Genomic DNA, 13,095 nt, shown 5'->3' with positions numbered 1-13,095 from the left:
GGAACTCCTTTTTTTGATCTCGTTTATTTGTTTTCAAATAAGCTTGTGGAATGAAGAGGCTGTACACGGGCTTTCGGGTCCATGTAGGCTTTCGCATTGTTGACAGCCGTTGGTGCTTCACCAAATCCGCTGGCAATCAATTTGACCTTTCCTTCATACGTACAGATGTCTCCTGCCGCATAGAAGCCTTCAATGTTTGTTTCCATTGTGGATTTCACAACGATCGAGTTCTTTTCGATTTCAAGGCCCCATTGCTTAATTGGTCCGAGGGAGGAAACAAAACCGAAGTTGACGATCACGTCGTCCACATCAAGCACTTGTTTTTTGTCGCCTTTGACTTCTTCCAGCACAATCTGTTCAATGCGGTCTTCACCAACGAGCTCCGTTGGGACAAATGGCGTCACGACATTGACTTTCGAGTTGTGCAGGTTTTCTACACTGTGCTCATGTGCGCGGAATTTATCGCGGCGGTGAATAATGGAAACCTCTTTTGCGATTGGTTCAAGCATCAGTGCCCAGTCCACCGCAGAGTCTCCGCCGCCAAGAACGGCCACACGTCTGCCAGCAAATTGGTTCAAGTCATTAATGAAGTAATGCAGGTTGCTTCCTTCAAATGATTCTGCTGCACTTAGCTCAAGCTTTCTCGGTTGGAATGCCCCGTTACCAGCTGTGATGATGATTGTTTTAGAGTAATGAATTTCTTGATTTGTCACAAGTTTAAAGATCCCATCTGCCTGTTTTTCAACCGTTTCAACTGCTTGCTCTAAGCAAATGGTTTGATCAAATTTATCCATTTGTTCCTTTAAGTTATCAACTAGTTCTTGTGCGCGGATTTTTGGAAAACCAGCCACATCATAAATATATTTTTCAGGGTAAAGAGCGGATAATTGACCGCCGAGCTGAGGAAGGCTCTCAATAATTTTCACACTTGCCTGTCTCATGCCGCCGTAAAAAGCAGTAAACAATCCTACTGGGCCGCCCCCGATAACGGTAATGTCATATACCTTAGAATCTTCTTGCATTCCTTTAATCCTCCCAAATGAAAATTGTTATCACTATATCATATCATACCACACATCGTCGTTTGACTTGTTTTGAAAAACTTGTCGTTTTTTGATGCCGAAGCTTTGAAAAAGAGGAAAAAGTGAGAAAGACCGTTTATCATAAGGATTTTCAGTTTAAAGCCTTGAAAATTGGATCAGAACTCGCTATTATTGTTAAGGGAACTAAATATTAATTTTTTATGAATTTTTGTCGGATACGGTCAAATGCTTTCGTTTTATGTAGGTGAAAGTTCAGATTTTCACATACTTATTTTTTTGTTTAAATTTCATAAAATGCCGGAAAGCGGTTGAGAATAACGATATGTAATTCTTTTATCCGTTTTACAGCAAATTTAAAAAAGGTGGATGTGATTCCAGTGAATAAACCGAAAATCGTTGTATTAGGTGCAGGTTATGGCGGATTAATGACTGTAACAAGATTAACAAAACAGCTTGGCACAAATGATGCGGAGATTACTCTTGTGAACAAACATAATTATCATTACGAAACAACATGGTTACATGAAGCAAGTGCAGGTACACTTCATCATGACCGCTGTCGTTATCAAATTAAAGATGTGATTAACAGTTCCCGTGTCAACTTTGTACAAGCAACAGTTGAAAGCATTAATAAGGAAGAGAAGAAAGTTGTGACATCAGATGGCGAACTTTCTTACGACTACCTTGTTGTTGCGCTTGGTGCTGTTCCTGAAACATTTGGTATTGCAGGATTGAAAGAATATGCATTCTCAATCTCTAACATCAACTCTGCTCGTCAGCTTCGTGAGCACATTGAGCTTCAATTTGCGACATATAATACGGAAGCTGAAAAACGTCCAGAGCGCTTGACAATCGTTGTCGGCGGTGCGGGCTTCACAGGTATTGAGTTCCTTGGTGAGCTTGGAAACCGTGTACCTGAGCTTTGCAAAGAGTATGATATTGATCAAAAAGACGTGCGCATCATCTGTGTAGAAGCTGCACCAACAGCTCTTCCAGGATTCGATCCTGAATTGATCGACTATGCAATGAACTACCTTCAAGGAAAAGGCGTTGAGTTCAAAATTGGTACAGCGATCAAAGAATGTACGCCTGAAGGCATCATTGTTGGAAAAGACGATGATACCGAAGAAATCAAAGCTGAAACTGTTGTTTGGGCTGCTGGTGTACGCGGTAACCCAATCGTAGAAGAAGCTGGATTTGAAAACATGCGCGGCCGCGTAAAAGTATCTCCAGATCTTCGTGTACCAGAAAATGATGATGTATTCATCATCGGTGACTGTTCATTGATCATCAATGAAGAAATCAACCGTCCATACCCACCAACTGCACAAATCGCGATGCAGCAAGGTGAAACAGTAGCGAAAAACCTTGCAGCACTAGTGAAAGGTGGTTCTCTTGAAAGCTTTAAGCCAGACATCAAAGGAACAGTTGCTTCTCTTGGTGAACACGACGCTGTAGGTGTTGCGTTTGGTAAAAAACTTCAAGGAACAAAAGCTTCAGCAATGAAGAAAATCATCGACAACCGTTCTTTATTCATGGTTGGCGGACCAGGACTTGTTCTGAAAAAAGGAAAATTCAAGTTTTTCTAAACCGTATAGACAAAAACGTGTATCCTCGTGATACACGTTTTTTTTTGGCATATTTTCTTACTTGGTCATTGGCAGTAAAGTATGGTATGATAAATTATCAGAAAATTTAGATTAAGGGAGTGAACAATATGAATGCACATACAAAAGAAAAAAAGTCTACTTGTCAATATTGTTCGGGGAAAGGATATTTTCAGTTATTGCTCGGCGGATCTGAAACATGTGAGGAATGTAAAGGGACAGGAAAGAAGCTTTAATCCATCTGCTTTTTCCATTGATTGACTTCATCTCTATTTCCAAGTTAAACTAATGATGGGATATTTGGGGGTGGAGATGAAGTGATCAGTTTACCAGTCGTTATTATTTCCGTTATTTTATTTTTCGTGTTATTCTTCGGCATTGGCTTTTTGCTCAATATGCTGCTGAGAATGTCATGGATTATGGCTATTTTATATCCAATTGTATGCCTTTTCATTATCAATAATCAAAAGATGATCGCTTATGTCAGAGAACCGGGCATCGCTTTTTCAGGAATAGGGGACCGCATAGTCTCTCTCGCTGCGGCTGATATCATAATCTTGTTAAGTGGTCTGATTGGTGCAATTGCATCAGGTTTTGTCATTAATGCACTTCGAAAAAGAGGATATCAAATGTTTTAACTCACTTGTGGATAGGCAAGTGAGTTTTTTTGTTTCTCCTTTGCATAGTTTCCATTTCGTTTGGAAACAAATAGATGGGTAGAGGAGTGACAAATAAAGATGAAAACATGGATGAAACGATTGTTCATGACAGCCCTTTTTATGCTTGCTCTTTTGACAAGCTTTACGGGCATATCTGGCGTTGAACCAAGTGATGTAGCTGCCTGGGTGAAAGAGACTGATCCTGGCAAGCAAGTATCTTCTTTTTTCCAACAGCAAAAAAGAGAAACGATGGCACTCAAAAGCGATGACTTGCGGGCTATTTCTCTCGAAGAAGCGTTTAATTGGAACGATTACCCGAAGCAAAAGGTTGTTGCCACAGGCTATACAGCAGGTGTTGAATCAACAGGTAAAACGAAGGAACACCATGCATATGGCATTACATATTCAGGCGTCAAAGTGAAACGTGATTTATATTCAACTGTGGCTGCTGACCCATCAGTCTTTCCAATTGGAACGGTGCTCTTTATCCCAAACTACGGCTACGGAGTGGTCGCAGATACGGGAAAAGCCATTAAAGGTCATAAGCTGGATTTATACTATGAAACGGTAGATGATGTGTATAGAGAATGGGGTAAAAAAGTACTCGATGTGTATATCATCAAAAAGGGAGAAGGAACGTTAACAGAAAATGACTTAAACCAGCTGAATGAAGCAAAATCCATGCAAGTATTCCGTCAGCAGTTTCAAGCCAATAAAGAATAAAAAAAGCTTTGGACAAGTTTAAGGTCCAAAGCTTTTTTCGCTTCTACATGAAGTAATAATCTAAGATGAGTGTTAGTAAGATCCCTGTTAAGCCGCCAAAGAAGACTTCAATCGGCTTATGACCAAGAAGCTCTTTCAATTTCTTTTGCTTTTCTTTTTCTTCCGCACTCGGGAAATTCTTTGCTTCAGAAACAAATCGGTTAAAATCTGTTACGAGCTTGTTCAGTACAGTCGCCTGTTCTCCTGCCTGTCTGCGCACACCTGTTGCATCGAACATGGTAATAATCGCAAAGATGGCGGAAATCGCAAAGATCGATGTATTTAGCCCGTGCTCTAAAGCCACTGCTGTTGAGAGTGCTGTTACGGCTGCGGAGTGTGAACTTGGCATTCCGCCTGTGCTTGTAATGAGCGACCAATCTAGTCGTCTAGAAATGATAAATTGAATCGGTACTTTTACAAATTGAGCAAAAAAGATGGCTGCAAGGCTGGCAAGCAGCGGAAAATTCGTCAGTACGCTCATGAACAAGAAACATCCTCTCTGTAAGAAAAAATATCGTGCAAAATGATGGACTGTGTACCCTAGTATGATGAAAAAATGATAGCAGATTCAAAAAGCTGCCAAGTCCATGTTCAATTATAACATTAAAGAAAGTAGATGTGGAACGAGGAGAGTGCAGGGGGGCTGTACAAGTTTTCATCGCTTTTTCATGATGCCCTTCCGCGTGTGAAAATATTAATGTTCATCAAGAAAAGACAGATTGGCAATGATCGTATAGACCCGCAAATTTTGATATAATAGAAGTTCCAATGTGAAAAATGGAGTTCATTGAAGGAGCGTGTGATAAATATGTTTTTCTCGACAAATGAATGGCAACATAAAGATACACTGGCGATTGGACTTTTTCAAAAGAGCCAATTATCAGGAAAAGCAAAAGAAATGGATGAATTACTTGAAGGACGAATCACTGAATTATTAAAAGAAGGCGATATCTCATCTAAACGAAATCAGCTTTCGAAGTTTTTCCCGTCCCCTGAAACAGGCATCAAACGCATTTATTTTGTCGGGCTTGGGAAGGAATCAGATTACACGTTTGAAGAGGCAAAAGAAGCGTTTGCCCATTTATTTAAAAAGCTTCATCAAGATAAAAAGCAAGCGGTTTCTGTCTTACTGGATACGTTTATTGGAAAGGATCTGCCTGCCCAAGATGCAGCCCATGCCCTTTCTGAAAGCTGCCTTTTAGCTACATATGAATTACAAGATTTTAAACATAAAACAAATGAACCGGATCGCTTCATCGAGTTTGTTTATGCAGCGACGGATCATGATACAGCAGAAATTCAGGCAAGTCTGAAAGTGGGCGAAGTCTACGGACAGTCCGTCAATTCAGCCCGTACCCTTGTGAATATGCCGCCGAATATGCTCACATCCTCTGATCTGGCTTCGTACGCGGCAGAGCTTGCGTATAAATACGAATTTGAGATTGAAATTTTAGATAAAGAACAAATGGAAGAGCTCGGGATGGGCGGGATTCTAGCTGTCAATAGAGGCTCAACAGAACCACCAAAGCTCATCGTTCTGAAATATCAAGGCAAGGAAGACTGGACGGACGTGATTGGGCTTGTCGGTAAAGGCATCACGTATGATACTGGTGGCTATTCATTAAAGCCAAGAGCCAGTATGGTTGGGATGAAAACTGATATGGGCGGCTCAGCCTCTGTTTTAGGTGCCATGGAAATCATCGGTGAACTGCGCCCAGAAAAAAATGTCATTGCTGTCATAGCATCAACCGATAATATGATCTCGGCTGATGCTATGAAACCGGATGACGTCATTGTGTCGCTTAGCGGTAAAACAATCGAAGTGCTGAATACGGATGCAGAGGGTCGTCTTGTTTTAGCAGATGGGGTGACATATGCGAAGCAGCACGGTGCCTCTGTTCTTATAGACGTGGCGACATTAACAGGCGGAGTCATTGTGGCACTTGGAAATGAGACAACAGGCGTCATGACAAATAACGATGAACTGTATGCCCAGTTTAAAGAGGCATCAGAAGAATGCGGTGAAATGATTTGGCAGCTGCCAATCACCGAAAAAGATAAAAAGCGCGTACGAAACAGCAAAATGGCGGATCTCAATAACTCACCAGGCCGTGATGGACATGCGATCATGGCAGGAGCATTCATTGGTGAATTCGCTGAGGATACGCCTTGGGTTCACTTGGATATTGCAGGAACAGCTACAACAGAAAAGCCTTCATGCTTTGGGCCAACAGGAGCGACAGGTGTGATGGTACGGTCATTGGCTACATTTGTGGAACGATTTGAAGGAAAGAAATAAAGGATGAGGCTCTGCCAACTGGCAGGGCCTTTTTTATGTAGGTCATACGCCATTTGACGAAGAAAATTTTCTATGGTAACATACGTTGGTACTTTAATTATCTACTACATTAGTAAACTAAAGGATTTCGGAGGTTTCATCATGAATGCAGTTGTGATAGCGGTTCTTTTAATGTTGATATTAAGCTTGCTGCGGGTCAATGTGGTCATTGCCCTCGCACTTGGTGCTTTAGCTGGCGGACTTGCAGGTGGATTAGGCCTTGGAGGAACAGTTGAAGCCTTTACTGATGGGCTCGGAGGAAATGCGACAGTGGCGATTAGTTATGCGCTTTTAGGGGCATTTGCTGCGGCGCTGACGAAAACAGGCCTTCCAGATGCCATGGTTGAAGGAGCAGTGAAGCTTTTAGGAAAAGAAGGCGACTCAAGAAGAAAAACATTATCAAAAGTACTGATCATTCTTGTGATTTTGATCGTATCGTGTTTTTCACAAAACGTCGTTCCGGTTCACATTGCCTTTATTCCGGTCTTAATTCCGCCATTATTAAAAGTGTTTAACGAGCTTCAAATTGACCGCAGACTGCTAGCATGTGTCATGACCTTCGGACTCACTGCACCATATATTTTACTTCCAGTCGGTTTTGGACAGATTTTCCACGGAATGCTTCGTGATAACATGAAAGAGGCAGGATTAACTGTACAATTATCAGATGTTCCACTAGCCATGCTTATTCCTGTAGGGGGCATGGTGCTCGGGCTGCTTGTTTCACTTTTCGTGTATCGGAAACCAAGGGTATATGAGGATCGAGATATCACGGACGTAGAAAAATCAGCTTATACGAAAAAGAGCTTATTGCTTGCAGTGCTGGCTATCTTTGTCTCACTTATTGTCCAGCTTTATTTATCTCAAAGCCTTGGTGTGGAAGGAATGATCTTCGGTGCACTGGCAGGTCTTCTAGTTCTGTTTGCCACAGGCATGATGAAACGAGATGAAGCGGATGCGCTGATTACTTCCGGTATGAATATGATGGCATTTATCGGGTTTGTCATGCTTGTAGCGGCTGGATTTGCCAACGTATTAACGAAAACAGGAGATATTGAACAACTAGTGAAAGCATCTTCTCAGTTCATTGGAAACAATCAAAGCGTTGCGGCCATTTTAATGCTATTAGTTGGTTTACTTGTGACAATGGGGATCGGTTCATCCTTTGCGACGATTCCAATCATTACAACCATTTTTGTTCCGTTATGTATGCACTTAGGATTTAGCCCACTAGCCACCATTGCTATTATTGGTTCAGCTGCGGCTGTTGGTGATGCAGGTTCACCTGCAAGTGACAGTACGCTTGGACCAACATCTGGATTGAATATGGATGGACAGCATCACCACATTTGGGGTACTTGTGTTCCAACCTTCGTATTTTATAATGTTCCGCTTGTCCTCTTCGGCTGGCTAGCGGCAATTATTCTTTAACATGAAAGCTTGTAGAGAAAACGTTGTTTTTTCTATAAGCTTTTTTTGTGATGTTTTATCCATTTGTTCACTTTCTGAAGGTGAAAAATAATTAGGTCTAAAGTATGAATTAAATGAATCTTTCATTCTCTTTCTTACGTATATATGCTAATAAAAATGAAAAGGGGAAGATGAGAGATATCATTTTTTAAAAAGCTAGCGGCAAGTGCTGGGATAGGTGCAGCGAAAATAGATACCATTTTGGAGAAAAACGCCTATTATCCAGGACAAGAGGTAAGGGGAACCGTCCATGTAAAGGGCGGGAAAATCTCTCAGGACATCCGCTATATCAATGTCAAGATTCAAACACAGTATGTGATTGTGAAAGATGATGAAGAGCATAGAAAATATGTGAATATCTTTACTTTACGGGTGACGGATTCTTTTATCACCCAGCCTGGAGAAAAGCATGAATTTCCGTTTTCATTTATTCTTCCTATCGATACCCCGATGACGATCGGAAAAGTAGAAATTGCAGTAATGACAGACCTTGATATCCAAGGAGGAATCGATAAATCTGACTATGACCGCATTTTCGTTGAAGCACATCCTTGGGTGAGAAATGTACTGGAGGCCACTAGAAACCTTGGCTTCCACCTGAACGAAGCGGACTGTGAACAAGCACCTTACTTCCAGCGTCGTCTGCCATTTGTTCAAGAATTTGAGTTTATTCCGACATCAGACGACTATCGTTATATGCTTGATGAGTTAGAGCTGATTTTTCTGATAGATGAAGGCGGGTTAGAAATTGTTTTCGAAGTCGACCGCAGAGCAAGAGGACTCAGAGGGTGGCTTGAGGAGATGTATCATGATGGAGAACAGCTTGTGCGCTACCGCTTCAGTCCATCAGATCTTGAAGATGTAGAAGTGCTTGAAGGGATGCTAGAAGGAATCATCGACCAATACGCGGAATAATGATGAAAAAAGAGCCTGAATGAAGACAGGCTCTTTTCTATGCGACTTGTAGATGATGTCTGCAATTATGATGCGGCTTGTTGTTTTCGAAAGGACGTGGCTTTTGAAACAGAGCGATAAATTTTAGGGGCCAGCATTGCAAGCAATATCGTCAATGCGTAGTCTTTCACCATAAACCAGATCATAAAGAACCACGTGGTTTGATAGGAAATAGGTGCATTCAGCCACACATTTAATGCGAGGTACGTATAAGTCGTTCCGATCATATACATGACGGTCGTACCTGCAATAGCTGCAAGCAAAAAGCGGCCAAAGCCAGGATTTTTTCTTTTTTCTAAAATGAATCCAGCTAGCCAGGCAGCAGGAATATACGATAAGACAAAACCACCGCTTTTGCCTAAAATCACTCCAAAGCCTGCTGAGAACTGTGCGAATACAGGTGCGCCAGCAATTCCAACCAAGGCATATACAATCATCGCTAATGCACCAAGCCGTCTACCGAGCAAAAGACCAGCAAGTACACAAAAAAACGGCTGCATCGTAAGTGGAATTCCGCCGACCTGCAAAAACGGTACAATGGATGTGATATTGGCTCCAATCGCCATGAGTGCAGCAAACATTCCGACTAGCACAAAATCAGCGGTTCTTGTTTTCTGTTGCATGATGTTTCCCCCTGTCTTATCTGTACAAATAGATTAAGGGGATGAAGGTTATTTGTCAACCTGTTTTTAATATTGGTTAACAATAAAACCCGCCCATCAAAAGGGCGGGTCTGTATTAAGCTTCTGTCATAGAAGACGCATCGATCGCTTGATGAACTGGTACATAATCATAGCCGAGATCACGAGCGACGGCTTCATATGTGATATGTCCGTTCATGACATTGACACCTTCTGCGATGGCTTTGTTTTCTTGAATGGCTTTTGCAGCGCCTTTATTAGCAATTTGTAGTGCGTAGGGAACGGTGACATTTGTTAAAGCAACAGTCGATGTCCGTGGAACGGCTCCAGGCATATTGGCGACAGCATAATGTAAAATACCGTGTTTTTCATAAGTAGGTTGATCATGTGTTGTGATATGATCAATTGTTTCGACAATGCCGCCTTGGTCAATGGCTACGTCTACGATGACGGAACCGGGCTTCATTTGCTTCACCATTTCTTCCGTCACAAGCGTCGGTGCTTTGGCACCTGGGATCAATACCGCACAAATGAGAAGGTCGGCCTCACTGACTGAATCGGCGATGTTGACAGGGTTAGACATTAACGTTTTCATTTGATGACCAAATTGATCGTCCAGCTGACGTAAGCGTTCTGCGTTTACGTCAATCAGAGTGACATCTGCGCCAAGTCCAATCGCCATTTTCGCTGCGTTTGTTCCAACAACACCGCCGCCTATAATCGTGACCTTCCCTCTTGATACCCCTGGTACGCCTGCGAGCAAGATGCCTTTACCGCCTTTTGGCTTTTCTAAAAATTGTGCACCGATTTGAGCGGCCATTCTGCCTGCCACTTCAGACATAGGTGTTAAGAGAGGGAGTGATTTTCCGTCCGTTACTGTTTCATAAGCAATAGCTGTGACGCCTTTTTGTTTTAAAGCTTCAGCCAAGGAGGGCTCTGCCGCAAGATGCAGGTACGTAAATAAGATGAGTCCTTCTCTGAAAAATGAATATTCCTCAGGTAATGGTTCTTTTACCTTCATGATCATATCAGAAGATGCCCACACATCTTTCGCTTGATCAAGAATTTCTGCACCAACAGATACATAATCGTCATCAGTGAATCCGCTTCCAAAACCAGCGTTTGTTTCAATCAAAATCTGATGTCCAGCTGAAAGTAATTGAGAAGCTGCTCCTGGTGTTAATGCCACTCGGTTTTCATTGTTCTTAATCTCTTTCGGAATGCCGATGATCATGTTTATTCCTCCCATGCTTATCTATTCATATTGTATGTCTAGTGTATCCTGAATGTTTAAAAAATGCTTCGGTTGAAATAAAAAATAAAAAAACGCCTCTTTGTGAAATTTCACAAATGGACGTTTTTTAGCTTCATATCAAGGTATATAGTCATTTTCTCATTCATGTTTTTTAAATCGATTTCTGCAATGTCAGTAATGCGTTTTAATCTGTAATTCAATGTATTGATGTGGATGTTTAATTGCTTTGCCGCAATATTGGCATTGCTGTCACAGTCAATAAACCGTTCAAGGGTTTCAACTAGGTTGGAATGATGCCTCAGGTCGTAATCTTCCAGCTTTGATAAAGAGTAACTGGAGTAAGATGAGCCCCTTCGTTTTTCAGCGAGAACATCTAAATATTGATAAATACCGAGTTCAGAAAAACTGTGTAAACGTTCGGTTTCAACAGGGAAGCGTTCTTTTGTTTTTAATACAGCGAGTGCTTCTTTATAGGATGGCTGAATATGAGAGATGTTATCGTAAATTCCACCAATCGCCGCTTGAACGTGATGGATATGATAACGGTCAGACAGCTGCTGCAGCATGCCGCTTGTGAATTGTTTAATATCCTGCAGCGGGTGCTCTGTTTTTGGTGAGACAAGAATAATGAATTCGTGAAAATCAACAGTCGTTAACAACACTTGGACTTGCTGCGTTGTTTCAAGCAGATAAGATAGCTTTTTTTCTGTGTCCTCTGTCAGTTCATCACGAAGTCGGAAGATGATGATGGCATACGTGTCTGGACATCTGATGCCGAGTCTTAAAAATAGGTCGAGCATCTCATCCTTTTCATGAATATGACCTGTGAGCATCTTCCAAAAAAGCTCCTGATTGCGTTCTTCTGTTTTCGTTTTGCGAATTTGTAAGTTAAGTAATTTGTTTTTAACAGCATGTGCTGCCATCTTCAGAAGGTCCATGTCTTCTTCTGAAAAAGGCTGTGTGGATTCAATCGCCCAGATAAATCCGAGTACTTCTTTGTCCTTCCAGATTGAAATGGCCACCCTGCTAGATAAACCCACCTCTGCAATTTGAGGGACACGAAGCGGTTCGTCTGTTTTAAGGAGTGTAGGAATGATGCCGTCTTTCCAAAGCCGATTAATGACTTTTTCCGGTACACGGCGGGAGATAATGGTTGAAGTTCTGGCGGGATCAGTAAAATCATTATGTGTGCTATAAGCCAGCAATCGATGATGCGTATCTTCTATAGTAATAGGGCAATTGAGCACATCACTAATTTGGTCTGCCACATCCTCTAAACGATCAAGACTATACTTAAATGGATCTGTCTTTTTTGTCATAAAAACCCCTGCTTTTTCGAATATTTCACGTACTTACATTATGAAGAGAAAGCGGTACGTAAATCAATAACAAAATGCCATAAATTTAAAAAAGAGATCGCTATGAGAAGCGAGCGTATCATGCTGAAAGAAGGCGAAAAAGAAATAGTACAATAATAACGTAGTAATAAATCAATAGGCGGAAAGATTCAGTGAAGTGTGTCTACACTTATTGAGAATATATGACCAAAAAAATGTTAAATACTAGATAAAAAGCGAAAATACAGTAATTCTATAGACTCATTTTGTAAAATAAAAACAGATTTGTTTGACTGTGTATCATTTCTGTTTTTATAATAATAACGTCAAAAAATAAGTGGATTAGCCCATTATATGGCGGCTATGCACGGGAGGTAATGAGGAATATGTCAGGAATTATTCGCGTAACCCCAGAAGAACTAAGAGCGACCGCTAAGCAATATGGTGTTGAAAGTCAAGAAGTGTTAAACCAAGTTGATCGTCTAAATAGAATGATCTCAGATTTAAAAGGAATGTGGGAAGGTGCTTCTAGTGAAGCATTTGCTGATCAATACGAGCAGTTAAAGCCTTCATTCATCAAAATGTCTGATCTATTAACAGATGTCAGCAATCAGCTTGATCAAACGGCAAATACACTTGAAAGCACTGACCAAGACATCGCCAGCCAAATCCGCGGCTAATCAAAGGGATTTCCTTTCTAAGTGTGAAAAGCAGAAAAAGCGCCGAGTCTGTCAATGGATGCCGGCGCTCTTTCTATTTTGTGAGGTGGAAATTTGTGTATATCGATATTACCATCGACTTAAAAAATTATGATGGCAGTGTGTTTGATTTGAGACTATCAAATTATTTACATATTAAACAAGTCATCCATATCGCCTGGCAGGCAAAACAAATCTCACTTCCTAAGCGAGAAGGCGGCTGGGTGCGAGTAGTCAATAAGAAAGCTGTGTTTTCAGGCGAATATAAGCTGTCAGACTGTGGAATCACCACAGGAGACAGGCTGGAAATACTATGAAAGGACTTTTGTAA

14 protein-coding genes are annotated in these 13,095 nt (G+C 41.3%); 9 read left to right on the top strand and 5 right to left on the bottom strand.

The genetic code is table 11. The features are described 5' to 3' along the window. Positions 1-23 precede the first annotated feature (23 nt). Positions 24-1,022, bottom strand: a complete 999-nt coding sequence (gene yumC / locus SB660_RS09825) for a ferredoxin--NADP reductase 2 (RefSeq protein ID WP_169055636.1) — start codon at positions 1,020-1,022, stop codon at positions 24-26. A 392-nt stretch (positions 1,023-1,414) separates the two neighbouring features. Here yumC and SB660_RS09820 point away from each other — a divergent pair, with 392 nt between their 5' ends. The 4 genes from SB660_RS09820 to SB660_RS09805 all read left to right on the top strand — a co-directional run bounded on the left by SB660_RS09820 (position 1,415) and on the right by SB660_RS09805 (position 4,032). Beyond that, complete coding sequence (locus SB660_RS09820) at positions 1,415-2,632, top strand: NAD(P)/FAD-dependent oxidoreductase (RefSeq protein WP_169056134.1); 1,218 nt, start codon at positions 1,415-1,417, stop codon at positions 2,630-2,632. A 128-nt stretch (positions 2,633-2,760) separates the two neighbouring features. Further along, positions 2,761-2,886 (top strand): YuiA family protein, encoded by a 126-nt coding sequence (locus SB660_RS09815; RefSeq protein WP_157957789.1) that lies wholly within the window; start codon positions 2,761-2,763, stop codon positions 2,884-2,886. Between the two features lie 81 nt (positions 2,887-2,967). Beyond that, entirely contained in the window at positions 2,968-3,288 is a 321-nt protein-coding gene (locus SB660_RS09810; RefSeq protein ID WP_003212933.1) for a YuiB family protein, read from the top strand. 99 nt (positions 3,289-3,387) lie between these two features. Beyond that, a complete protein-coding gene (locus SB660_RS09805; RefSeq protein WP_410582329.1) occupies positions 3,388-4,032 on the top strand; it encodes a 3D domain-containing protein in 645 nt (214 codons plus the stop codon). Positions 4,033-4,075: 43 nt separating this feature from the next. Here SB660_RS09805 and SB660_RS09800 read toward each other — a convergent pair whose 3' ends face one another. Continuing rightward, on the bottom strand, positions 4,076-4,552 hold the full coding sequence (locus SB660_RS09800; protein ID WP_003212726.1) for a divergent PAP2 family protein: 477 nt from the start codon (positions 4,550-4,552) through the stop codon (positions 4,076-4,078). Between the two features lie 327 nt (positions 4,553-4,879). On the opposite strand from SB660_RS09800, the gene SB660_RS09795 reads away from it, so the two are divergent. The 3 genes from SB660_RS09795 (at position 4,880) to SB660_RS09785 (ending at position 8,794) form a co-directional block, all read left to right on the top strand. Next, positions 4,880-6,370 carry a leucyl aminopeptidase gene (locus tag SB660_RS09795; RefSeq protein ID WP_180310158.1) on the top strand — a complete coding sequence of 497 codons (1,491 nt, stop codon included), beginning with the start codon at positions 4,880-4,882 and terminating at the stop codon, positions 6,368-6,370. Positions 6,371-6,511: 141 nt separating this feature from the next. After that, positions 6,512-7,840 (top strand): Na+/H+ antiporter family protein, encoded by a 1,329-nt coding sequence (locus SB660_RS09790; protein ID WP_180310159.1) that lies wholly within the window; start codon positions 6,512-6,514, stop codon positions 7,838-7,840. A gap of 177 nt (positions 7,841-8,017) precedes the next feature. Next, positions 8,018-8,794 carry a sporulation protein gene (locus tag SB660_RS09785; protein ID WP_410582549.1) on the top strand — a complete coding sequence of 259 codons (777 nt, stop codon included), beginning with the start codon at positions 8,018-8,020 and terminating at the stop codon, positions 8,792-8,794. Positions 8,795-8,859: 65 nt separating this feature from the next. On the opposite strand, the gene SB660_RS09780 is transcribed toward SB660_RS09785, so the two are convergent. The 3 genes from SB660_RS09780 to adeR form a co-directional block, all read right to left on the bottom strand. After that, on the bottom strand, positions 8,860-9,456 hold the full coding sequence (locus tag SB660_RS09780) for a biotin transporter BioY (RefSeq protein ID WP_058013777.1): 597 nt from the start codon (positions 9,454-9,456) through the stop codon (positions 8,860-8,862). A gap of 115 nt (positions 9,457-9,571) precedes the next feature. Next, positions 9,572-10,708, bottom strand: coding sequence for an alanine dehydrogenase (gene ald / locus SB660_RS09775; protein ID WP_061409499.1), 1,137 nt, complete (start codon positions 10,706-10,708; stop codon positions 9,572-9,574). Positions 10,709-10,818: 110 nt separating this feature from the next. After that, positions 10,819-12,048, bottom strand: a complete 1,230-nt coding sequence (adeR, locus tag SB660_RS09770; RefSeq protein ID WP_061409497.1) for a sporulation transcriptional activator AdeR — start codon at positions 12,046-12,048, stop codon at positions 10,819-10,821. A gap of 404 nt (positions 12,049-12,452) precedes the next feature. Between adeR and SB660_RS09765 the strand changes: the two genes are divergently transcribed. Both SB660_RS09765 and yukD read left to right on the top strand, forming a co-directional pair. After that, complete coding sequence (locus SB660_RS09765; RefSeq protein ID WP_003213769.1) at positions 12,453-12,746, top strand: WXG100 family type VII secretion target; 294 nt, start codon at positions 12,453-12,455, stop codon at positions 12,744-12,746. 95 nt (positions 12,747-12,841) lie between these two features. Continuing rightward, on the top strand, positions 12,842-13,081 hold the full coding sequence (gene yukD / locus SB660_RS09760; RefSeq protein ID WP_003213579.1) for an ESX secretion system protein YukD: 240 nt from the start codon (positions 12,842-12,844) through the stop codon (positions 13,079-13,081). Positions 13,082-13,095: the final 14 nt, after the last annotated feature.

Origin of the sequence: Bacillus sp. SIMBA_005, from assembly GCF_046535585.1 — a bacterium.
In the GTDB taxonomy this organism is placed as follows: Bacteria; Bacillota; Bacilli; order Bacillales; family Bacillaceae; genus Bacillus; species Bacillus pumilus.
The sequence above is the reverse complement of the archived record's forward strand: the minus strand, read 5'-3'. Positions and strand labels throughout refer to the sequence as shown.